The 21,375-nt window shown below is 63.9% G+C and carries 20 protein-coding genes and 1 tRNA gene; 8 read left to right on the forward strand and 13 right to left on the reverse strand.

Annotated elements, in window-relative coordinates:
- The 5 genes from BUB04_RS14105 to BUB04_RS14125 all read left to right on the forward strand — a co-directional run.
- A partial coding sequence (locus BUB04_RS14105; RefSeq protein WP_178371999.1) for an ATP-binding protein occupies positions 1-222 on the forward strand: 222 nt, incomplete at its 5' end.
- A 226-nt stretch (positions 223-448) separates the two neighbouring features.
- Complete coding sequence (locus BUB04_RS14110; protein WP_073040617.1) at positions 449-1,096, forward strand: protein-L-isoaspartate(D-aspartate) O-methyltransferase; 648 nt, start codon at positions 449-451, stop codon at positions 1,094-1,096.
- Positions 1,097-1,594: a TIGR00725 family protein gene (locus tag BUB04_RS14115; RefSeq protein ID WP_073040619.1), complete on the forward strand. Its 498-nt coding sequence runs from the start codon at positions 1,097-1,099 to the stop codon at positions 1,592-1,594.
- Positions 1,591-2,721 (forward strand): DUF484 family protein, encoded by a 1,131-nt coding sequence (locus BUB04_RS14120; protein ID WP_143156501.1) that lies wholly within the window; start codon positions 1,591-1,593, stop codon positions 2,719-2,721. Before BUB04_RS14115 ends, BUB04_RS14120 begins: the two co-directional genes overlap by 4 nt.
- Before the next feature lie 175 nt (positions 2,722-2,896).
- Positions 2,897-3,313 carry a type II toxin-antitoxin system HicB family antitoxin gene (locus BUB04_RS14125; RefSeq protein WP_073040623.1) on the forward strand — a complete coding sequence of 139 codons (417 nt, stop codon included), beginning with the start codon at positions 2,897-2,899 and terminating at the stop codon, positions 3,311-3,313.
- Between the two features lie 46 nt (positions 3,314-3,359).
- Here the strand turns inward: BUB04_RS14125 and BUB04_RS14130 are convergent, their stop codons facing one another.
- The 8 genes from BUB04_RS14130 to BUB04_RS18830 all read right to left on the reverse strand — a co-directional run bounded on the left by BUB04_RS14130 (position 3,360) and on the right by BUB04_RS18830 (position 11,576).
- Positions 3,360-4,202, reverse strand: coding sequence for an FAD/NAD(P)-binding protein (locus tag BUB04_RS14130; RefSeq protein ID WP_073040625.1), 843 nt, complete (start codon positions 4,200-4,202; stop codon positions 3,360-3,362).
- The gene (locus tag BUB04_RS14135; protein WP_073040627.1) at positions 4,195-5,256 is read right to left on the reverse strand and encodes a 4Fe-4S dicluster domain-containing protein; all 1,062 of its coding nucleotides are present in this window, start codon (positions 5,254-5,256) and stop codon (positions 4,195-4,197) included. The genes BUB04_RS14130 and BUB04_RS14135 overlap by 8 nt, the downstream gene beginning before the upstream one ends.
- Before the next feature lie 18 nt (positions 5,257-5,274).
- Positions 5,275-6,225 carry a Coenzyme F420 hydrogenase/dehydrogenase, beta subunit C-terminal domain gene (locus BUB04_RS14140; RefSeq protein ID WP_073040629.1) on the reverse strand — a complete coding sequence of 317 codons (951 nt, stop codon included), beginning with the start codon at positions 6,223-6,225 and terminating at the stop codon, positions 5,275-5,277.
- Positions 6,226-6,263: 38 nt separating this feature from the next.
- Entirely contained in the window at positions 6,264-6,731 is a 468-nt protein-coding gene (locus BUB04_RS14145) for a hydrogenase iron-sulfur subunit (RefSeq protein WP_073040631.1), read from the reverse strand.
- Between the two features lie 143 nt (positions 6,732-6,874).
- Positions 6,875-8,833, reverse strand: a complete 1,959-nt coding sequence (locus BUB04_RS14150) for a CoB--CoM heterodisulfide reductase iron-sulfur subunit A family protein (RefSeq protein WP_073040633.1) — start codon at positions 8,831-8,833, stop codon at positions 6,875-6,877.
- 11 nt (positions 8,834-8,844) lie between these two features.
- Positions 8,845-9,762 carry a CoB--CoM heterodisulfide reductase iron-sulfur subunit B family protein gene (locus BUB04_RS14155; RefSeq protein ID WP_218588473.1) on the reverse strand — a complete coding sequence of 306 codons (918 nt, stop codon included), beginning with the start codon at positions 9,760-9,762 and terminating at the stop codon, positions 8,845-8,847.
- 142 nt (positions 9,763-9,904) lie between these two features.
- Positions 9,905-10,483, reverse strand: a complete 579-nt coding sequence (locus BUB04_RS14160) for a 4Fe-4S dicluster domain-containing protein (RefSeq protein WP_073040636.1) — start codon at positions 10,481-10,483, stop codon at positions 9,905-9,907.
- Positions 10,484-10,529: 46 nt separating this feature from the next.
- On the reverse strand, positions 10,530-11,576 hold the full coding sequence (locus tag BUB04_RS18830) for a GAF domain-containing protein (RefSeq protein ID WP_178372000.1): 1,047 nt from the start codon (positions 11,574-11,576) through the stop codon (positions 10,530-10,532).
- A gap of 428 nt (positions 11,577-12,004) precedes the next feature.
- Between BUB04_RS18830 and BUB04_RS14175 the strand changes: the two genes are divergently transcribed.
- Positions 12,005-12,082, forward strand: a tRNA-Pro gene (locus BUB04_RS14175).
- Between the two features lie 38 nt (positions 12,083-12,120).
- Here BUB04_RS14175 and BUB04_RS14180 read toward each other — a convergent pair.
- Positions 12,121-12,771: a DNA integrity scanning protein DisA nucleotide-binding domain protein gene (locus BUB04_RS14180; RefSeq protein WP_084076510.1), complete on the reverse strand. Its 651-nt coding sequence runs from the start codon at positions 12,769-12,771 to the stop codon at positions 12,121-12,123.
- A 211-nt stretch (positions 12,772-12,982) separates the two neighbouring features.
- On the opposite strand from BUB04_RS14180, the gene BUB04_RS14185 reads away from it, so the two are divergent.
- Positions 12,983-15,199 (forward strand): 6-phosphofructokinase, encoded by a 2,217-nt coding sequence (locus BUB04_RS14185; RefSeq protein WP_073040638.1) that lies wholly within the window; start codon positions 12,983-12,985, stop codon positions 15,197-15,199.
- Between the two features lie 12 nt (positions 15,200-15,211).
- Positions 15,212-15,733: a Slp family lipoprotein gene (locus BUB04_RS14190; RefSeq protein ID WP_073040640.1), complete on the forward strand. Its 522-nt coding sequence runs from the start codon at positions 15,212-15,214 to the stop codon at positions 15,731-15,733.
- Positions 15,734-15,742: 9 nt separating this feature from the next.
- Here the strand turns inward: BUB04_RS14190 and BUB04_RS14195 are convergent, their stop codons facing one another.
- The 4 genes from BUB04_RS14195 to BUB04_RS14210 all read right to left on the reverse strand — a co-directional run bounded on the left by BUB04_RS14195 (position 15,743) and on the right by BUB04_RS14210 (position 21,252).
- The gene (locus BUB04_RS14195; protein ID WP_073040642.1) at positions 15,743-17,026 is read right to left on the reverse strand and encodes a TRAP transporter large permease; all 1,284 of its coding nucleotides are present in this window, start codon (positions 17,024-17,026) and stop codon (positions 15,743-15,745) included.
- A gap of 287 nt (positions 17,027-17,313) precedes the next feature.
- Positions 17,314-17,808, reverse strand: a complete 495-nt coding sequence (locus BUB04_RS14200) for a TRAP transporter small permease (protein WP_218588475.1) — start codon at positions 17,806-17,808, stop codon at positions 17,314-17,316.
- A gap of 17 nt (positions 17,809-17,825) precedes the next feature.
- Entirely contained in the window at positions 17,826-18,845 is a 1,020-nt protein-coding gene (locus BUB04_RS14205; protein WP_073040644.1) for a DctP family TRAP transporter solute-binding subunit, read from the reverse strand.
- Positions 18,846-19,182: 337 nt separating this feature from the next.
- On the reverse strand, positions 19,183-21,252 hold the full coding sequence (locus BUB04_RS14210; protein WP_073040646.1) for a molybdopterin-containing oxidoreductase family protein: 2,070 nt from the start codon (positions 21,250-21,252) through the stop codon (positions 19,183-19,185).
- Positions 21,253-21,375 lie beyond the last annotated feature (123 nt).

A 21,375-nucleotide genomic window follows, 5' to 3' on the forward strand; every position in this document is an offset into this window, starting at 1 on the left:
CCCATGAGCCGGCAGGCACGCTACAACCTCTTTCAGCTGGTCAACGCCCTTTACGAATACCGTTCCGTGATCATCACCACCAACAAGGAGTTTACCGCCTGGGGCGAGTTCTTCCATGACGACAACGTCGTTGTGCCCATCGTGGACCGCCTCATTCACCATTCACACATCTTCATCATGGGAGGGGAAAGCTATCGACTGAGACAGAAACGACAAGGCTGATTTTTTCGTCCCAAGTGGGTCAAAATTGTTGTCCAAAAAAGGGTCAAAATAATTGGCCATTGACAATGATGGGAGCCTCCGTCGTCTTGGGGTTGGAAAAAGGAATTGACAATGTTCTCGGATAGTTCTATGGGGTAGGGTGCTTTTTCGATGGAAAAGTCAGGCCGAACGAGCCTCGCTGAGTGCGACTTCTTTCACCTCTGGACAATCGACAGATCACGAGATCATGACGCACAATTTTCAGAAAGCACGCGACCGGATGGTCGAGACCCAGCTGATTCCGCGGGGAATCCACGATCCGCGGGTTCTTGCCGCCATGCGAAAGGTGCCCCGCCATCTCTTCGTGAGTGAAGCGCTCCAGAGCCAGGCCTACGCCGACCATCCGCTGCCCATCGGCGACAAGCAGACCATCAGCCAGCCCTACATCGTGGCCCTCATGACGGAAGCCCTTCAGCTTCAAGGGACGGAAAGAGTGTTGGAGATCGGCACCGGGTCCGGATACCAGACGGCGATTCTGGCCGAGCTGGCCGATACGGTCTTCAGCATCGAGCGGCTTCCGAGCCTGCTGCACCGGGCACGCAAGACCCTGGAACAGCTGGGATACCGGAACGTGGTGCTCAAGGTGGGCGACGGGACGGTGGGGTGGCCCGAAGAGGCCCCCTTCGACGCCATCCTGGTTTCCGCCGGAGCGCCCCAAGTGCCCCAGCCCCTGGTGGATCAGTTGGCCATGGGAGGGCGGTTGATCGTGCCCGTGGGAGATCGGCTCACCCAGGAGCTGGTTCTGGTGGAGCGTGTTCCGGAAGGGATTCGGAAGAGCCATCTGGGCGGATGCCGTTTCGTGGATCTCGTGGGCAAGTGGGGCTGGGAGGAGTAGGTGCGTCGTCCGATCGTGGCCGTGGTGGGAGCCGGAAAAGCCTCCGAAGCTGCGCGGGACACAGCGCGGCGGGTGGGGCGGGCCGTGGCACGATCGGGAGCCGTGCTCATCTGCGGCGGGCTGGGCGGGGTGATGGAAGCGGCCGCCCGGGGGGCCAAGCAGGCGGGCGGCGTCACACTTGGGGTTCTGCCCGGTCCCGACACATCCCAGGCCAATCCTTTCATCGATTATCCCATCGCCACCAACATGGGCCAGGCGCGAAACGCCGTGATCGTGCAGACGGCGGATGCCGTGGTGTCGGTCTACGGCGGCTACGGGACGCTCTCCGAGATCGCCCTGGCCCTCAAAGCCGGAAAGCCGGTCTTTTGCATTCATCCGCCGTGTGAGGTTCCGGGGGCCCGGATCGTGGAGTCGCCGGAAGAGGCTGTGGAACGGGCCGTGGCGGAGGCTCGGGAACGGATCGAATCATCCGAGGGAAAGGGAGCGAGTGCGTCGTGACGGATAAGACACCCAGGGAGCGGATGTCGCTGGCGGAGCTGATCCGGGAGAACAAGGCGCTGCGGCGGGAACTGGAGACGGTGGTTCGCACGGCGGCGGCCAACGAAGCCATCTGGCGCCACATGGTGGAAATCGAAAAGGTGCTTTTCCGCACCAGAGAATTCGATCTTCTGGCTTCGCAGCTTCTGGAAGAAATCCGGCGGCGCTTCGACCTGGACGGAGTGGCTCTGGCGGTGGCACATCCGGACGTGCTGGAGCGGTTCTTCCCCCAGTTGGCCAACGGGAACGGGGCCAGGACGTTCTGGGCCGGGGAAGGGGCGTGCGTTCTGGCCTGCGCTGCCCACGACGGTTCGCAAAACCCTCTGGACGAAATCCAAGCCCCGCGACTTCTGGACGGGAAGGCCGTGGGTTCCATCCTGACCCTTCCCGAGGATTTTCCGCCCGTGGGATCCGCGGCTCTGGTTCCGCTTCGCATCCACGATCTTTTTTTCGGATTGCTGCTTCTGGCCAGCCGCGATCCCGATCACTACCGGCCCGGAGACGGCACGGAGCTGCTGGAACAGATGGGCCACAAGGTGGCGCTCTGCATGGAAAACTGCCTGGCCTACGAAAGGGTCAAGGAGCTTTCCGACCGGGACGAGGCCACCGGGCTGCTCAATTTCTTCCAGATTCATTCCGTTCTGGAGCGGGAATTCCGGAGGGCCAGGCGGAAAGGAACGGCCCTGTCCCTGCTGGCCGTGGACCTGGACTTCGTGGACGAGGCCTTCGGGCATCAGGACATGGTGGATCCGGTGCTGCGCCACGTGGGGGAACTCCTGCGCTCCACCTTTCCGGACGGCGAAGGCTTTATCGGGCGCTACGGCAGCGTGGAGTTCCTGGTAGTGTGTCCGTATGCGGACGAGGAGGAAGCGCTGGTGCTTCGGGACCGCCTTTTCGATCTGATCCGGCGTTCGCCCTTCCGCCGCGAGCGCACCGCCATTCTCATCCGTCCTCGCATCGGCGTGGCCAGCCTCACCGGGGCCATGGAGCGGGCCCATGATCTGCTGGACGCCGCCCAGAAGGCCCTGTGCCAGATGAAGGCCGCCCAGCGCCTCCCCGAAGAAACGGAATCCCTGAGCCGGTCCTGACCGCTCGAAAATGCCAGACAGGCGGCCCCTTCTCGTGTGATCAGCCCTTCAGGCCTGCGGGGCCGGCGCTCAGCGCCTGCCGCATGTCGCCCTGTTCGTCAAGAAAGACATTCCCGTCGGCACTCTGAGAAGCATCGAACGCCAATCGGGAATCAAATTCAGTTGAGGTGAGGCCATGGCACACTACATTGCCGTCGTTCACAAAGATCCCGACAGTGACTTCGGGGTGTCCTTTCCAGACTTTCCCGGCTGTATTACGGCGGGGAAGGACATGGACGAGGCCAAGGACAGGGCTCAGGAGGCGCTCCGTCTCCATGTCCATGGCATACTGGAGGATGGGGGCAGATTGCCCGTTCCGTCAAAGCTCGAAGAGGTTGCAGCCGATCCCGATTTTGCGGATGCCGTGGCCTTCCTGGTCATTGAAGCTCCCGATAGCCGTCCACGAACGGTCCGGATCAATATTACCGTTCCGGAAACGACGCTCAGGCGGATTGACGCCGAAGCCAGGAAGCGGGGCATGTCCCGATCCGCATTTCTCGTCCGCGCCGCGCAGAACATGATGCAATCAGGCCCGTCCGAGGTGTCCCGATAATTCCATCAAAATAACCGGCAAAATAAACGGTCCGGCCCCTTCGCCCCTACAGCTCGGAGACCATCCGGCGCAGCTGCGTGTTGGAAAAGACCGGACCGTCCACGCACACGTAGGTGTCTCCGATGTTGCACCGGCCGCACAGCCCGATCCCGCACTTCATGCGCCGTTCCAGGGTGGTGAGGATCTGGTCGTCTTCGTAGCCCAGTTCCTTGAGACCCGCCAGGACGAACTTGATCATGATGGGCGGGCCGCAGGTGATGGCCACCCGGTTGAACGGGCTCGGCGCCTCTTCCGCCAAGACGGTGGGCACAAACCCCACCCGTTCCTCCCAGCCGGGGAACTCGCGGTCCACGGTCAGGATGAGGTTCACTCCGGCGGCCTTCCATTCGTCGAATTCGTACCGGTAGCAAAGGTCCTGAGGCGACCGGGCGCCGTAGATCACCGTGATGTCCCCGAATTCCTCACGCCGGTCCGCCATGGTGAGCAGCAGAGTCCGCAGCGGCGCCATGCCGATGCCGCCGCCCACGAAGAGGATGTCCTTGCCTTTGAGCTCGTCCACGGGGAAGCTGTTGCCCAAAGGAGCGCGGACGCCGATGGGATCTCCTTCGCTGAGGCGGTGCAGGGCCCGGGTCACCTCGCCCGTCTTCATGACGCTGAACTGCAGGTATTCGCGGCGGGTGGGCGGCGAATTGATGACGAAGGTGGATTCTCCCACTCCGAAGACGGACAGCTGCCCCACCTGGCCGGGTTCGAACCGGAAGGCCGCCATCTCTTCGGGGTCGTCCAGCACGATCCGAAAGGTCTTGATGTTGGGCGTTTCCTGAATGATTTCCCGGATGGTGCCCATGTGCGGCAGATAGGGATTGTCATTCGTAACCACTTTAGGCATGAGCCTCCTCCTGGGCGGGTAGATCGCGGACCACCGCACGGATATCCACCGACACGGGGCAGTGCCGGACGCACCGGCCGCAGCCGCAGCAGGCCACCTGACCGTACCTGGCGGGAAAGTAGCTGAACTTGTGCCCCACCCGGTTCCGGTAGCGCTCCACCTTGGACGGGCGCGGGTTGTGTCCGCTGGCTTCCAGGGTGAAGTGAGGGAACATGCACGCATCCCAGGACCGGATGCGCTCCCCGTTGAGGCCCCGGGCTTCGTCGGTGATGGTGAAGCAGTAGCATGTGGGACAAACGAACGTGCACAGGCCGCAACTGAGGCACTTGTCGATGTGGGCGTGCCAGAAAGCGGGGTCTTGGAAACGGGCCCGGAATGCCTCGGCCAGGGTCGTGAGAGAGCCCTCCCCCACGGTTTCCCGGCCGACCTGGTCCAGCACGTCCTGTGCTTCCCGGATCTGTTCCGGTGCCGCCGTGCGGCCGATCGGCTCCAGCAGGGCGGCGCCCCGTTCGGTGACGGGCCGCAGCACGTAGCCGCCGTCCACGGGTATGAGCTGGGCGTCGCTTCCTTCCGGGTCCGCGGGGCCGCTTCCCACGGCGGAACAGAAGCAGGCCGCGTCCGCGTCCCGGCAGACCAGGGAAACGAAGGTGGTCTTTTCTCTCCGTTCCGAATAGTAGGGATCCCGGTAGGGCCCTTTGGTAAAGACCGGGTCGAAGGTGAGAAAGCCGCGGGCGTCGCAAGGCCGGCAGCCGAAGACCACGACCGGGCGGACGGTACGGGCGTCGTCCAAATGGATGCGGTGGCCGGCGGGAACCGAAAGGTCCTTTTCTTTGGTGAAGCGAAGCAGGGTTTCCGACCGGGGAAAGAGGACTTCCTTGGCCGACACCAGGCTGCGGGCATCCAGCCGGACGGTGAGCCCGGGCTGAAAGCGCCGGAACCGCACCAGTCCGGGCTTTCGGGCGTCGGAGGCGGGCACCCACACATCCGCCTGGGCGCTCAGACCCGCCAGAGCTTCCTGAAGTTCCGCATCTGCGAGAAAAAAGGCCTGTTCCATGTGCTTAACTCTCGAAATTCAGATTCCCGTCTCGGACGGGTCGAAGGTTTGCAAGGGCGGCGTGGCCGCCGGATCCGTCCCCGCTTGGTAGTCCCACAGCTCCAGAGCGATCCGGGCCATCTTTTCCTTGAAGAGGGCCACGGGGATGCCCACAGGGCACACCCGCTCGCACTCTCCGCATTCGGTGCACCGGCCGGCCAGGTGCAGGGCGTGGATCATGTGGAAGAGGAATTTGTCCCGCACCCCGTCCCGCTGGGTGGTCCATTTGGGGGTGCGCGATTCGGCCAGGCACCGGTCCCGACAGACGCACAGGGGGCAGGCGTTTCGGCAGGCATAGCAGCGAAGGCAGCGGCTCAATTCCTCTTCCCAGTAGGCCCGCCGCTCTTCCAGGGACATGGCCTCCACGGCGTCCACATCCGAAAAGGAGGGTTCCGTGCGGCGGGGGGGCACCGGATCGCCCAAGATCACATCGGCGTGGAGCGGATTGGGATGGCGGCATCGGCGGCAGCGCCGGGCCAGCACCCGCTCCAGCTCGATCTCTTCCGTACCGTCACGGGACGTGATCGCCAGAAGGCCGTCCCGGAAGGAGACATGGGTGACCGGAGCCGAACTCTTCCTCGCTTCCGCCAGGGCCTCCGGATCCACGGTTCCCGGGCACGGCAGTCCCACCACGTACAGCCGTTCCCTTTCCACAAAGCCTTCCTGGACCAGGGCGCCCAGGGAACGGGAGTCGCAGCCCTTGAGGCAGACGCCGATCTTCTTGCCCGTTTCCTTGGCGTCCTTGAGGATTCCGGGCAGGTACACGGAAAGGTTGGGGGCGCACAGGGGATTCCAAACGAGTCGGGAAAGATCTTCCCGGCTTCTTAGAAAAGCGGGGGTCGGCCGCAGCGGCTCATAGCCGGTCTCCCAGCCGATCACCAGTTCCAGGTCGTCGAAGAGGGCCTCCAGGTGTGCGTGCAATGTGTCCATAGGTTCCTCGGATTGGTTCCCTGCTGTGTGTCCCGTGTTCACGCAAAGGCGGAAGCCGCCTGTCCCGCTGTTTCCATTGGAGTATCGGCACCGATGCCCGGGTTGGGTCCCAGCTCCTGGATCACCGCGGAAAATTCCGTCACCACCTCCTGCCAGCGCTGCCCTTCGGACGCCGACACCCAGGTGTAGTGAAAACGCCGGGGATCCAGGCCCACGAAGGGCAAGAAGCGCTTGACGAGCTCCAGCCGGCGCCGGGCGTAGAAGTTGCCCACGGCGTAGTGGCAGTCCTTGGGATGGCAGCCCGAAACCAGAACCCCGTCGGCCCCCTGGGCCAGGGCCTTGACGACGAAAAGCGGGTCCATGCGGCCCGTGCACGGGATGCGGATGATGCGAAGGAGCGGCGGCTGCTTGAAACGGCACACTCCGGCCGTGTCCGCACCGCCGTAGGAACACCAGTTGCAAAGAAATCCCACAATGCGAAGTTGTCTCTCGTTCTTTTCGCTCACGCTCACCGCCTCGTGGAATGAGCTCTCAGCTCTCAGCTGTCAGCTCTCAGCCATCGGTTTTCAGTTTATGAAACCTCGCCCCGTCCGTGACTAAGCCGGGAATCCCCCGGCCACCACGCCTCACGCCTGACGCCTCACGTTCCTCACGCGCACAGGGCGTCCAGCTCGGCCAGGATCTGGTCGTCGGTGAAGTGCCGGAGCTGGATGGCCTTGGGAGGACAGGTGGCGTTGCACAGGCCGCAGCCCTGGCAGACGGTCTCCAGCACGTCCGCCTTCCGGCTTCCGTCGCGAAGGGTCTTCCACTGGATGGCCCCGAAGGGACACACGCTCAGGCACTTGCCGCAGCCGATGCACGCGCTTTCCAGAACGCCGGCCACCTGCGGGTCGGTGGCGATGGTGTCCCGGGCGAAGAGGGCCAGGACCTTTGCCGCCGCGGCGCTTCCCTGGGCCACCGAAGCGGGGATGTCCTTGGGCCCCTGACAGGCTCCCGCCAGATAAACCCCCGCCGTGTTGGTTTCCACCGGGCGCAGCTTGGGGTGGCTTTCCATGTAAAAGCCGTACTGGTCGTAGGAAATCCGGAGCTTTTCGGCCAGTTCCTTGGCGCCCCGGGACGATTCCACGCCGGTGGCCAGCACCACCAGGTCCGCTTCCACCTCCACCTGGGCCCCCAGGAGCGTATCGGCCCCCTGGACCACCATCCGGTCGCCGTTGGGATAGATCTTGCCCACTCGGCCCCGGATGTATTGCACGCCGTACTCTTCGATGGCCCGCCGCACGAATTCGTCGTAGTTTTTGCCGGGGGACCGGATGTCCATGTAGAAGACGTAACAATTGACGCCCGGCAGGTGGTCCCGGGCCAGGATGGCCTGCTTGGCGATGTACATGCAGCAGATGCCGGAGCAGTAGGGCCGGTCCACCGATTTGTCCCGGGATCCCACGCAGGCCACGAAGACGATGTCCTTGGGTTCCTTTCCGTCCGAAGGGCGCTTCACGTGGCCGCCGAAGGGGCCCGAGGCGCTCAGGATTCGCTCGAACTGGATCCCCGTGATCACGTCCGGATAGCGGCCCGCTCCGTACTCACCGTAAGGCGCGGGGTCGAAGAGGTCGTAGCCCGTGGCCACGATGATGGCGCCCACCTCCTCCACCACCTCCCGGTCTTCCATGTCGTAGTGGACGGCGCCCGTGGGACAGATCTTCTGGCAGACCTTGCACTTCCCGGTCGTGAAGTACCGACAGGCGTCCTTCTGGATCCGGGCCTTCTTGGGAATGGCCTGCGGAAAGGGGATCTGAATGGCCGTGGTGACTCCCAGCGCCTCGTTGAAGCGGTCCACGGTCTTCTTGGACGGGCACTTTTCCATGCAAAGACCGCATCCCGTGCAGGCGTCCCAGTCCACGTAGGTGGCCTTCTTCCGGATCTTTACCGTGAAGTTGCCGATGTAGCCGCTCACGGATTCCACCTCGCTGTAGGCGTGCAGGGTGATGTTTTCCTTCTGGGCCACGTCCACCATCTTGGGGCCCAGGATGCACGAGGAGCAGTCGATGGTGGGAAAGGTCTTGTCCAGCTTGGCCATCTTGCCGCCGATGGACTGTTCCCGTTCCACCAGCACCACGTCCAGGCCCGCGTCGGCGCAGTCGAGCGCCGCCTGGATGCCGGCCACGCCGCCGCCGATCACCAGCACCCGCTTGTTGATGGGGACTTCCGAGGCGAAAAGGGGCTCGTTTCGGCGGAGCTTTTCCACGGCCATGCGCACCAGCTCCATGGCCTTCAGGGTGTTGGCGGCCCGGTCCTGGCCGATCCAGGAAACATGCTCCCGGATGTTGGCCATCTCGAACATGTAGCGGTTGAGTCCCGCCTTTTCCACGGCCCGTCGGAACGTGGGTTCGTGCATGCGGGGCGAACAGGCGGCCACCACCACGCCCTGGAGGCGGTGTTCGGCGATGGCGTTCTGGATTTCCTGCTGGCCGGGTTCCGAGCAGGTGTACATGTAGTCGGTGGCGAAGACCACGTCGGGATAGTCCAGGGCCCGCTGGGCCACAGCCCGGGTGTCCACGGTGCCGGCGATGTTGGTTCCACACTGACAGACAAAAACACCGATGCGCATGATCTCAGTCCTCAGCCCGCGTTGGAAAGCGAGTCGGCGGTTTCCGATTCCGCATCCAGGTTCATGATGAGCGATTCCGGGGAGACGAAGAGCTTGTCCAGTCCCACTTCTTCCGGGGTGAGCCCCAGGGCCAGCCCCACCAGCTGGGTGATGTAGACCACGGGAAGGCGAAAGCGCCTGCCGGCGGCCTTTTCCACCTGGGCCTGACGAAGGTCCAGGTTCTGTTGGCACAGAGGGCAGGCCACGGCCACGGCCGCCGCCCCCGCGCGGACGGCCATGTCCAGGATCCGCCCGGTAAGGCGCGTCACGATGGGATTGCGGGTGACTCCGTAGGTGGCGCCGCAGCATTCCGTCTTGAAGGGAAAGTCCGGGACCGCACACCCGATGGCCTCCAGGATCCGATCCATGGACACGGGGTTTTCCGGATCGTCGAATTGGGCGAAGGCCGCCGGCCGGGTGAGCAGGCAGCCGTAATAGGGCGCGACGGGCGCATCCCGGAAGGGGCGCCGCACGGCCTTCCGGAGGGCCTCCGGGCCGATCCTTTCCGCCAGGAGCTGCAACACGGACACGGCCCGAACCTTGCCCTCGAAGGGGCGCCCCAGAGCGTCCTGGAAGCCATTCGGGTCTTCACCCTGTTTGTGGAGCGCCCCCTTGAGCGCCTTGAGGCACCCGGGGCAGGGAGTCATGACGGTGTCCAGGCCGGCTTCCTCGGCCAGGGCCAGGTTCCGTCCGGCCAGGGCCGCCGACAGCAGGGGGTTGTAGGAATGGGCCGGCGTGGACCCGCAACAGTTCCAGTCGGGAATCTCCACCAGCTCCAGGCCCAGGGCCCGGCACACGGCCCGGGTGGAACGATCGTATTCCTCGGCCAGTCCTTCCAGCGAACAACCCGGATAATAGGCGATGGTTCTCTTCATCGGCTTCGCTTTCATTCCACTTTTCCCGGAGACTTTCCGATGGGCTCCGACCATAAATCGACGCACGGTCCGCCAAGATGCCCACCGTCACGGGCTCCGTCGGCGTCGGAGCCGTGGGCAAGGGCGGTTTTCCGTGTCACGCTGCCGCCGGTGTGCTCTACCCGCGTTCCGGGGCTCCGTCCATGAACCGGCGAACGATGGCGGCCACTTCCTTTCGGCCCCGGATGCGGTGGGGCAACAAGGCCAGCTTCCCCTTGCGGAGCACCTGGGGGGCCAGGTCCGCGTCGGTCATGGGTTTTCCGGATTTCATGTTGTAGGAGGCAAGAAGCCCCGTTTCGAACACGCGGCCGAAGGCGGCCACGGACTTCAGAAATTCGTCGTAAAAGAGCTGGATGTCTTTCTGGGTGACGGCGCCGGCCTCCACGGCCAGGACCCTGAGGGTTTCCATGACCCGGGCCACGTCGATGTTGCACGGACACCGGGTGGTGCACGCCTGGCATTGGGCGCACAGCCAGATGGAACGGGACCGGAGGATCACGTCCTTCTGACCCAGCTGGATCAGACGCATGATCTGGTTGGCGGGAAAATCATAGACGTGGGTGTAGGCGCAGCTGGCGCTGCAGTTGCCGCACTGGTAACACTGGGACACCCGTTGCCCGCTTTCACGTTCCACTCGCTCTACAAATCCGGCGTCGCGGCTTTCCTGGATGCGAAGGAGATTCTGACCGTTTTTCATGGCGCGTCCGATTCCGATGTGTCGCTCGTCGGGAACTGGAGATGCTTCAGCTGCTGCTGCCTTCGTAGCCGAAATCGATCAGGAGCTGCTGGTATTCGTATTTCACCCTCTGGTACATGCGGGCGTTCTCGATGGCCATGGCGCACTGCTGAGCCACGGCCGCGGCGAACTGGATTTCCAAATCGTGGAAAGGCTCCCGGTCTCCCGTGAAGATGCGAAGCACCCCGATGACCTTGCCCCGCACCTGAAGGGGGATGGATAGGATCTTGCGGATCCCTTCCTCGATCACTTCCGCCCGGTACTGGATCCGCGGATCCGTGTAGACGTCCTCGATCACCACGATCCGCCCGGCCATGTTTTCGGCGATGCTCTTCTGGGCGTCCACCGGGCCCTTGTTGAGAAAACGCTCACTCAGGCCATGGGCTTGAGCCAGGTACAGGGTGTTGGTCTTGTTGTCCAGGAGGCGCACCGACGTGCCGAGCACCCCCATGACCTCCGTGATCTTGGTGACCACCAGCTGCAGCACCTTGTTGATGGTGAGTGTGGAGTTGATGGCTTGGGCGATCTCCTGGAAGTTTTTCAGGTAGTGGCGCTCCCGTTCGATGAGGCCCTCCACCCTCCGTTCCCAGGAAATGGAGAGAAAACCCCGGCTGCAGAGGGCTTCGGCGAATTGAAGCTCCTCCTTGGTCAGGGTCCGGGGTTCCGGTGAGAAGAGAACCACCATGCCCAGAGGCTGCTGCTCCACCTCCACGGGGATGATGGCGGCCGCCCGAATCCCTTCCACCATCATGGCCTCGTAGTCGGGATTGTCCGATGCGCCCACGTCTTCGATCTGGACCACCTTGGGGGGCACGGCGGCGCAAACGCTTCCCGGGGCGGGTTTGGAAAAGAGGAAGTTCTCGGTGAGCCCGTAGCTGGAAAAGAGCTCCAGGCGCCTTCTGTCGGCATCGTAGACCTTGACCACCACGCCCTTGAATCCCAGTACTTCCGTGAGACGACGGGCGATGAGATTCATGACGCTCCGGCTGTCCGCGCCGTCACACAGGGCCCGACTCACTTCCACGAACGGCTTCAGAATCTGCTGTGCTTCCATGGGCCACCTCTTCTCGCGTTGCCCCCCGCGGCGGCCGGGCACCTTGGCCAGGGCGGCGCATGAAGCCGACATCCGAGGGGAATCTGCGTTGTCCACACCAGAACGAGTACAAAAAGCCCCTCGAAGGATTCCGAGAGGCCTTTGAGTGAAGCACCATTCAATAGCCGCGCATGCTAGCGAAAAGGCCGGAGGCTGGTCAAGGCAAAAGATGGACGGGACCCGTGAATCGTTTTCGTAACGGGTGACGAGTCACGGGTGACGGGGATGCGGCTTTCCTCTGCTCAAAGGGGGGCCGGGGGGATTGTCCGCGACGGGGTTGTGAAGGGTTGGGAGCCGGGGGCAGGAGCCGTGAACCCTGGATTCATCTTGCTTTTTGGGGGATGCTGTGATACGGACCAAGGCCGATCCGGTGGCATTTTCTCCAGTGTCGGGGCGTAGCGCAGCCTGGTCAGCGCACCTGCCTTGGGAGCAGGGGGTCGGCGGTTCAAATCCGCCCGCCCCGACCACCAAACTTTTTCATCTCTTTCCCTCCTACGATAAGCGATTAATCTTCCTTCTTGCTCACCACCATGACGTCGGCTTCCGTTTCCTCTGAAACGGGGCCGGTGAGGTGCAGGCTGAAGCGGCTGAAGAGCCAGATCTCGGGAAGAATCTCGCTGATGAGCTCTCCGTCGTCGAAGACGCGCACGATGGAGCTTTCGGAAACCACCACGGCCACCGCCCGGGTCTGGTGGGTGATGGAAGCGGCGGCCATGTGCCGGCTCCCCAGGCCCAGGGGAAGGGAAACGCCTTCGGCGGAAGCACTGATATACCGGCAGGCGGAAAGCACCACCCCGTCATCGGAGACGATGAAGGCGCCGTCCAGTTGGGCCAGTTCCTTGACCGTCTCCCGCATGTCCGGGTCCTCGACGGATTTCACCTCGTCCGGATGGCCGAAAAGGGGATCCAGGATGAGGGACCGGGAACGCTTCAAGACCTCTTGGGAGTCGGAGACCACGAAGAGCGTCCCCACCTTGCGGCCTTCCCGCCCTTCCCGGGCGATCTCCACTGCCAGGGTGATCACCGCTTCCAGGGTCTTGGGATTGACGCCGCGTTTTTCCGAGCAGATGGATTCGAAAAGATGGCTCTCCAAACAGCGACCGCCCTTTCCCGTGGGATAGGGCGGCCAGATCTTGCCGTGACGAAAGGCTGCCATGAACGGATTCCTCCTCTTGAAATCTCCCGGGGCAAGCCGATAGCTTCCAAGGGTGTGACGGTGTGCCGGAGGGATGCATCGGCCTGACCCGGCCTTGGTCCCGGCCCTGGAAACCCATTGCCGGGAAAGGGCCGGGGGGATATGCGTATCTTAACGGCGAAGGGCGTTGGGTCCAAGTGGATAGGTGGAGATCAGGACGGGGGAAGAGACGATGGTTCGAACCGTGGCGGTGATGACGAGCGGAGGGGACGCACCCGGGATGAACGCCGGGGTGCGCGCCGTGGTGCGGCGGGCTCTGGACTGCGGTTTGGAGGTCTACGGCATTCACAACGGCTACGAAGGTCTGGTCTCCGGAGGCGATGCCATCCGTCCTTTGGGCTGGAACGACGTGGGCGGCATTCTCCCCCGGGGCGGCACCTTCCTGGGAACGGCCCGTTCCGAACGGTTCCGAACGGTGGAGGGACGACGGAAGGCCGTGGAGAACCTGTGCCGGCGGGGCGTCCAGGCGCTGGTGGTGATCGGAGGCGACGGGTCGCTCATGGGCGCCCGGGTGCTGGCCGAAGAGTGGGTGACGCACTGCGCCGAGCTGCGGCGGCAGGCGTCCGAAGACGTGTGCGCACGGATGCCGGATCGCCTCCACGTGGTGGGCCTTCCCGGATCCATCGACAACGACCTCTACGGAACCGACATGTCCATCGGGGCCGACACGGCCCTGAACCACATCGTGCACGCCATCGACGATCTCACCTCCACGGCCGCTTCCCACCAGCGGACCTTCATCGTGGAGACCATGGGACGCCATTGCGGCTACCTGGCCCTCATGGGCGCTCTGGGAGGCGGCGCGTCCTGGGTGCTGGTGCCCGAGGAGGAGCTGGATCTCCGGTGGCATCAGAAGATGAGCCGGGCCATCGAGCGGGCCCGGGCTATCGGTCGGCCCCACCAGATGGTGGTGGTGGCCGAGGGGGCCCGCCACCCGGACGGCCTGCCCATCCGCACGGAAGAACTGAAAAAGATCCTGGCCGAACGATTGGGTATCGACGTGCGGGTGACCGTCCTGGGGCATGTGCAGCGGGGCGGGCCGCCTTCCGCTTTCGACCGCATCCTGGCCACCCGGCTGGGCGTGGCGGCGGTGGACCTGCTCCTGAGCGCGAGCGAGGAGCCCCTCTGCCACATGCTGGGGCTCCAGAAGAACCGGGTGACCGCCACGCCCCTTTCCGAGGTGGTGGAAAAGAGCCGGGCCGTGGGCAGCCACATCGACCAGGGGAACTATCGGGAAGCCCAAAAGCTCCGCGGTGAAAGTTTTGCCAGGACCCTGGAGCTCGTCAAGACCCTCACCCGCATCGAACCCGCTTCCTCCCCCAAAGGGGATGGCTGTGTGGCGATCCTCACCGGCGGGGCCGACGCGCCGGGGATGAACACGGCGGTGAGCATCGCGGCCCGATGCCTTCTGAACGAAGGCTACGCCGTCGTGGGCGTCCGGGACGCCTTCCGGGGCCTCATCGCCGGGGACTTCCAGGAGCTGGAATGGAACGAGCTCACGTCCTGGGTGAACCGGCCGGGTTCCGAACTGGGAACGGCCCGCCACGACGTGAACGGCCGGGATCTGGAACGGATGGCGCAAAACATCCGGGAGCGCAACATCCGGGGCCTCATCGCCATCGGGGGCCTGGGCACTTACCTCAACGCGGCCCGGCTCGCGGCGGCGGCGGAGTCCCTTCCCGAGCTGGCCCTTCCCATGGTCCTCGTCCCCGCCACCATCGACAACAACCTGCCGTGCACGGAGTTCACCATCGGCTGCGACACGGCGCTCAACAACATCGTGCAGGCCATCGACAAGATCCGCCACACGGCCGGGGCTAACCGCCGGGCGTTTGTGGTGGAGGTCATGGGGCGCCAGTCGGGATTCCTGGCGCTGGCGGGGGCTCTGGCGTCGGGGGCCGAGAAGGCCTACCTTCCGGAAAAGGGCATCTGCCTGGCGGAACTCAACCGGGACGTGGCGGCCCTGCAGGAAAGTTTCCGGTGCGGGAAACGCATGGTGATCTTCCTGAGAAACGAAAACGCGTCCCGCCACTACACCACGGATTTCATCGCGCGGCTCCTGGAGGAGGAAAGCCGAGGGCTCTACCAGGTTCGGACGGCGATCCTGGGCCACCTGCAGCGGGGCGGCGCCCCCACGGCCTTCGACCGTATTCTGGCCTGCCGCATGGGATCGGCCGCGGCCCGGGAGATGAGCCTTTTGCTGGAGCAGGGGCGCGCGGAGGCGGTGGCTCTGGGGCTTCGGGGCCGGGGAGTGGAGGCGGTCCCGTTTCGGGAGGCCCTGGAGGAGATGGACTTGGAGACGGGCAGGCCCCGCGGCCAGTGGTTCCTGGAATTGACCAGCGTGGCCGAGATCCTGGCCCGCCACGCCCCGTCGTGCACCGTGGAATGAAAGGAAGGGGCCATGGAAAAGTTCAGATGGGCGGCTATTGTAGGGCTGACGCTGCTTCTGGGGGGATGCGCCCACGTGGTCTCCCCGGACATCCGCCGGCAGGCGCAATGGGATCTCGCCGTGTCGGAAGTCCGAAAGAATCCGGATTTTTACCGCGGAAAGGTGGTCATCTGGAGCGGGCGGATTCTTTCCGGCGAAAATCGGGCCGACGGGACGGTCTTGGAGATCCTGGAGCTTCCGGCGGACCGGCAGGGGAAGCCCAGCGACTTCACGCGTTCCGGAGGCCGCTTTCTGGCCCGGGACAAGCGATTTCTCGATACGGCCCTCTACGCCCCGGACCGGCTCGTCACGGTGGCGGGAACCGTGGCGGGCTCCGAAACCCGCCGGGTGGGACAGGTTCCCTACACCTACCCCGTGCTGGATGTGCTGGAACTGCACCTGTGGCCGGAAGAACCTCTGGTGGTTCGGGATCCCTACTACTATGACCGATACCCGCCCATCTGGTGGCATTTCTACTTCGGCCGCGGGTGGTGACGGAACCGATCAGTAGAGCCCCCACAGCTTTGGCAGGTAGAGGCTCAGGGACGGGAAGAGGATCACCAGGATGAGAGCCATCGCCATGGCGGCGATGAACGGCAGGGTGGCCGCCGACGTCTTTTCCAGGGGGATGCCCGCCAGGTTGGTGGTCACGTAGAGGTTCACGGCCACGGGCGGTGTGAACTGGCCGATGGCCAGGTTCAGGGTCATAACCACGCCGAACCAGAGGGGATCCCAGCCGAAGTGGGCCACGATGGGCAACAGGATCGGCAGGAAGACGTAGTAGATGGAGATGGCGTCCAGGAGCATGCCGGCCAGCAGGATGAGCACGTTCACCAGGGCCAGCACCACCCACGGGTTGTCGGAAAGGGTGAGCAGCGCGCCGGCGATCCGTTCCATGACGCCCAGCGTGGCGCCCGCCCAGCTGTAGAGGCCCGCCAGGGCCACGATCAGAAGGACCACCGCCGAGGAGAGGGCCGCATCCACCAGGATCCGGTAGAAGGTCCTGAGGTCCAGGGTGCGGTAGATGCCGAAACCGAGAAGAAGGCCGTAGAAGACCGCCACGATGGCCGCTTCCGTGGCGGTGAAGATCCCGCCGTAGATGCCCCCCAGGATGACCAGGGGAGCCATGAGCCCCCAGAACGCGTCCTTGAAGGCCGCCCAAATTTTCCGAAGGTCCCCCCGTTCCTCGCCCATATAGCCCCGGCGTTTGCTGATCCAATAGGCCGGTAGGATGAGGGAAAGGCCCGCCAGGATGCCCGGGAAGACCCCCGCGGCGAACAGGGCCGGAACCGACGTGGTGGTGATCACCCCATAGAGGATGAAGGCGATGCTGGGAGGCACCACGATGGCGGTGGATCCGCCCGCGGCGATGAGGGCGGCGCTGAATTCCCTGTCGTAGTTCTTGCGGGCCATGGCCGGAATGAGCACGGCGCCCATGGCCGCGGCGTCCGCCGGCCCCGATCCGCTCACGCCGCCGAAGAAGACGCAGACCAGAATGGCCACGATGGCCAGCCCTCCGGGGATGGATCCCACCAGGAGGCTCGCCAGGTTCACCAGCCGCTGGGAAACCCCGCACCGCTCCAGGATCATGCCGGCCAGGATGAAGAACGGAATGGCGAGCAGCGGATACTTGGCAATGCCGGCATAGAAGTTGGACGAAATCACCTGGATGCCCAGGTCGAACTGCCAGATCATGAAGATGGCCACCCCGCCGATGGCCACCGCGATGGGGATGCCGAAAAAGAGCAGCACGAGAAAGAGGAAAAAGAGCCAGAACGCCGCATCCATGAAAGAGTCACCTCAGGGATCGGGAACGAGGGGAAAGGTTAAAGGCCAAAGGCTAAAGGTCAAAGGCTAAAGGTCAAAGGCTAAAGGCTAAAGGGTAAAGGTCCAAGGTAAAAGGCCAAAGGTTTCAGGAGAAAGGTTCGAGGCGAAAAGAGCGGGACCCCGGGGCATTGAGCCGGGTACGAAGTCCTGCTGGTGCGGGAGGCACAGGCCGCCTCCTTCCCTTTTCCCCTTTCCCCTTTTACCTTTCGCCTTTCCCCTTTCCCCTTTTACCTTTCGCCTTTAACCTTTTACCTTTTACCTTTCATCTCTTGCTGCGCCCACAACTGCACCGTTCTCTCCACGGCCCGCACCGCGATGAGCACGCTGCCCAGGGGAACCGCCAGGGTGTAGATCCACTGGGGCACCTCCAACGCTTCGGACAAGGTCTCCAGGTCCATTTCGTCCCGGATCTGGAAGATGCCGTAGTAGGCGAGGGTGCCGAAGACAAAGAGGACCAGGGCCAGGGAAAGCACCAGCACGACCCGTCGAGCAGGCGGGGGCAGCCGGACGTAGACGAAATGGAGGCCCAGGTGGAGGCCCCGCCGGAACGCGGCGGCGCCTCCAAAGAGGGTGAGGTACACAAGCGCGCTCACCTCCACCTCCTCCGTGAAGGCGAAGGAGTAGTTGGTGAGGTAGCGGATCGTCACGTTGGCAAAGGCGATGAGCGCCATCACCAGGAGAAGGAGCGCGCAGGCGGCCTCTTCAAAATGATTCCACAGCCAGGAAAACACACGTCGATTCACGGGAGGCTCCAACCGGTTCAGCGTCCCAGGATCTTTTCGGCCTGGGCCACCAGGTCCTCACCGATCTTCTTTCGCCATTCGTCGTAGACGGATCGCGTCTTTTCCCGGAAGGCCGCACGGATCTCCGGCGTGAAGACCGTCACTTCCATGCCGTTATCGCGAAGGGTCTGAAGCGCCGGCATGTCTCCCTCCAGGCCCTTTCTGGCCTGGGCCACCTCCCAGGCGCAGGCGTCCGCTGCCGCCTGTTTCAGGATGGCCTGGTCTTCCGGCGAGAAGGAATCCCAAGTCTTCTTGCTCACGCCCAGGATGAGCGGGTCGATGGCGTAGTGCCAGATGCTGATGTACTTGTGCACCTGCCAGAGCTGGTAGGGGATGATCACCGCATTGACCGGGTTTTCCTGGCCGTCCACGGTGCCCTGCTGGAAGGCCGTCTGAGCCTCTCCCCAGTTCATGTTGATGGGGTTGGCGCCCAGGGCCCGGAAGGTGTCGATGAAGATGGGCGATCCCACCACGCGCACCTTGAGGCCTTCCAGATCATCGGGGGAATCCACGGCCTGTTTCCGGTTGGTGAGTTCCCGGAAGCCGTTTTCGCCCCATGCCAGGCCCACCACGCCCTTCTCCTCGATCTGGCGGAAGAGTTCCTGGCCGGGGGCCCCGTTCTTCACGGCGTCCAGCTGTTCATAATCTTCGAAGAAGAAGGGAAGGGCGAAGAGATTGAGGGACGGGACCTGGGGAGACCAGTTGATGGTGGAGGCCAAGGCAAAGTCGATGACGCCCTGGCGCATGAGCAGAAATTCGTTGGTCTGTTTGCCGGCGAAAAGCTGTCCGGCGAAGTAGCACTTGATGTTGATGCGCCCGTTGGTTCTTTCCCGCACCAGGTCGGCGAACATTTGCGCGCCTTCCCCCCACGGCCCCTTGGGCCCCACCACGATGCTCATCTTGTACTCAGCCTTGTAGTCGGCCGCCCAAACCGGCGAGAAGACCACGGCCATCGCCGCCGCAAACACCAGAACCGCCGTCAGCACGCCTCGTTTCATGGAAGCCCTCCTTGCTCATAAGGGTGAAAAGATGGAACAGACCAAAAGTGCCGCCGCTCACGGTCCCCAAAAACTGCAATGCCGGCGGGACGAATGTCAACCCGAGAGTCGGGAGGGAGACAAGAAATTTGGACGTGATTTCAAATATATTAATCCTATTTGCTGACAAGAAACCCTTCTGGGGATCGAAGGATCAAGGATTGGAAGACGAGGGGGCGAAAGGTTCAGCGATCGGGATCCGGATCGGCCGGGCTTCGGACGACGGGCATCCCCCCATCCCCCGCCACCCATCACTCGTCACTCGTCACTCATCACTCATCGGATCACGAATTACGGATCACGGTTTACGGATCCTGCACGGAAGGGCGCGCACCCGCGGGGTGGCCATGACGGGATCCGTTTCGTCCACGGGGGTGAGCCGGTTGAGGTTGGCTTCCGCCCAGCCCCGCAGGGGATCTTCCGTGCGTTCCGGAAACCACCAGCCGTAGTCCGCCAGCACCACGCGGGGGTGGACTCGGTCCGTGAGGTGCGCCCGTTGGGTGACGGCGCCCCAGGGGGTTTCGACCACCACCTTTTGGTCTTGCCGGATGCCCAGTTCTCCGGCCGTCTCCGGGTGGAGGTGCACTTGCGGTTGCGGGTGGCGACGCCTCAGTCGGTCCAGATGCCGGTAGGCGGAATGGAAGAAGTCCTTGGGTTTTCGGCTGGTGAGAATCAAGGGGAAGTCGTTTCCGGGAGGTTCGGGATCCCTGGCGTGAGGAAGCGGCGGGAATCCCCACCTTTCCAGCAGGCTCGACTTGAGTTCCACCTTGCCCGAAGGGGTCTTGAACCCCTTTTCCAGATAGGTTCGGGCCTTTCGCGGTCCGAAAAGGACGCCTTTTTCCCGGAAGTCGCCGTAGGAAAGTCCCGACGGAGCCAGGATGGCGTCCAGGATGTCCTCGGGGCGATCCCAGAACCGATCCCGGAATCCCATGCGTTTGCCCCATTCGTTCAGGATCCACAGGTCGGAGCGACATTCGGGCGGAGGGTCCACCAGCTTGGGGCGGGCGGTGACGAAGCCGTGGGGCAGCCCGTAGTGGCCCAGGTCGTCCGTTTCCATGGGCAGGGTCACGGGGAGGACCAGATCGGCCAGGGCCGCCGTGGGCGTGAGCACCTGGTCGGCCACGGCCAGGAAATCGAGACGGGAAAGGGCCCGCCGGACGGAATCGGCGTCCGAATAGGTCATCATGGGGTTGGTGCCCTGGGTGTAGAGGCAACGGACGGGATAGGGGGCCTGGTCCAGGATGGAGCGGATGAGTATCCAGCCGGGCACGCTGATGAGCCTTGGAATGATGCCGTGGTGCCGGTTCAGGAGCTTCTTGGGCCTTTCGGGAAACGCGTCCAGGGCGATGAAGTCGCTCAGGCGAAGAAGGCGCGGCGCCTGTGCCCGGATGTTTCCGCCCGGCTCTTCCAGGTTGCCCGTGACGGCCATGAGATGCACCAGGGCCTGGCAAGTGGCGGCGCTGTTGGGGGTGTGTTCCACGGCGTTTCCCCACTGGAGGCAGGCCGGGCGGGAGCCGGCATAGAGCCGGGCCGCGTTCAGGAGGGCTTCCCGCTCGATCCAGCAGGCTTTCGCCACCCTTTCGGGCGTGTACGGTTCCACGGCCTGGGCCAGATCCTCCAGGCCCACCGTCCACTTTTCCACGAACGGCCGGTCCAGGAGTCCTTCCCGAAGGATCACGTGGAGAAACCCCAGGGCCAGGACATCATCCGTTCCCGGCCGGATCGGAAGCCAAATCTCCGCCTTTTCGGCAAGCGTGGTCCGGTAGGGGTCCACCACGATCAAGCGGGCGCCGCGATCCAGGCATTCCTTCAGGTGCCCGCCCAGGACTCCTTCTTCGTTGGTGTGGATCGGGTTGCTGCCCCAGAGCAGGACGCATTGGGCGGGTCCTTCCAGATCCGCCACGGGAAAGAACCCGCAGGTCACCATGGCCATCTGTTCCCGCGGCATGTGGCACACGTGCTGGGTCCCCGCTACGTTGGGGCATTGGAGCAGGTTGGCCAGTCGGAGCATCAGGAAGAATTCCGGCCCCTTGGGAGCCCCCTGGGCGAAGGCCACGGCTTCGGGTCCGGAATCCGCGATGGCCTTTTGGAAGGCGGACGTGAGCAGATCCAAGGCCTCGTCCCAGCCGATTTCTTCCCATCGGCCGGATCCGCGGCTTCCCTTGCGTTTCAGGGGCTTGCGCAGCCGATGCGGGCTTTCCAAACGTTCGGCGGCCGAAAGCCCCTTGGGGCAGGCCCATCCGCGGCTGAAGGGGTCGTCGGGGTCGGGAAGGACCTTGGCGATGCGACCGTCCGCAACCTCAACCTTCAGGCCGCAGCCGCCGTGGTCGAACCGGGCGCAGTGGGTGGTGAACCATTCGTGGTTCATGGGGGACTCCTGTCGTCTGAGAACTCCGCCAATCGTCACTCCCGAGCAAGCGGGAGTCCATAACTTCCCGCAAATCCTGGATCCCCGCTCCCCGTTCAAGCCGGGGACAAGCCTCGCGGGGAT

Origin of the sequence: Desulfacinum infernum DSM 9756 (genome assembly GCF_900129305.1) — a bacterium.
Taxonomy (GTDB): Bacteria; Desulfobacterota; Syntrophobacteria; order Syntrophobacterales; family DSM-9756; genus Desulfacinum; species Desulfacinum infernum.

Bases quoted from the DNA above. Each gene is read 5' to 3' on its own strand.
- BUB04_RS14110 (WP_073040617.1), top strand. From the start codon at position 449: ATGACGCACAATTTTCAGAAAGCACGCGACCGGATGGTCGAGACCCAG.
- BUB04_RS14125 (WP_073040623.1), top strand. From the start codon at position 2,897: ATGGCACACTACATTGCCGTCGTTCACAAAGATCCCGACAGTGACTTC.
- BUB04_RS14130 (WP_073040625.1), bottom strand. From the start codon at position 4,202: ATGCCTAAAGTGGTTACGAATGACAATCCCTATCTGCCGCACATGGGC.
- BUB04_RS14135 (WP_073040627.1), bottom strand. From the start codon at position 5,256: ATGGAACAGGCCTTTTTTCTCGCAGATGCGGAACTTCAGGAAGCTCTG.
- BUB04_RS14140 (WP_073040629.1), bottom strand. From the start codon at position 6,225: ATGGACACATTGCACGCACACCTGGAGGCCCTCTTCGACGACCTGGAA.
- BUB04_RS14150 (WP_073040633.1), bottom strand. From the start codon at position 8,833: ATGCGCATCGGTGTTTTTGTCTGTCAGTGTGGAACCAACATCGCCGGC.
- BUB04_RS14155 (WP_218588473.1), bottom strand. From the start codon at position 9,762: ATGAAAGCGAAGCCGATGAAGAGAACCATCGCCTATTATCCGGGTTGT.
- BUB04_RS14160 (WP_073040636.1), bottom strand. From the start codon at position 10,483: ATGAAAAACGGTCAGAATCTCCTTCGCATCCAGGAAAGCCGCGACGCC.
- BUB04_RS18830 (WP_178372000.1), bottom strand. From the start codon at position 11,576: ATGGAAGCACAGCAGATTCTGAAGCCGTTCGTGGAAGTGAGTCGGGCC.
- BUB04_RS14180 (WP_084076510.1), bottom strand. From the start codon at position 12,771: ATGGCAGCCTTTCGTCACGGCAAGATCTGGCCGCCCTATCCCACGGGA.
- BUB04_RS14185 (WP_073040638.1), top strand. From the start codon at position 12,983: ATGGTTCGAACCGTGGCGGTGATGACGAGCGGAGGGGACGCACCCGGG.
- BUB04_RS14190 (WP_073040640.1), top strand. From the start codon at position 15,212: ATGGAAAAGTTCAGATGGGCGGCTATTGTAGGGCTGACGCTGCTTCTG.
- BUB04_RS14195 (WP_073040642.1), bottom strand. From the start codon at position 17,026: ATGGATGCGGCGTTCTGGCTCTTTTTCCTCTTTCTCGTGCTGCTCTTT.
- BUB04_RS14205 (WP_073040644.1), bottom strand. From the start codon at position 18,845: ATGAAACGAGGCGTGCTGACGGCGGTTCTGGTGTTTGCGGCGGCGATG.
- BUB04_RS14210 (WP_073040646.1), bottom strand. From the start codon at position 21,252: ATGAACCACGAATGGTTCACCACCCACTGCGCCCGGTTCGACCACGGC.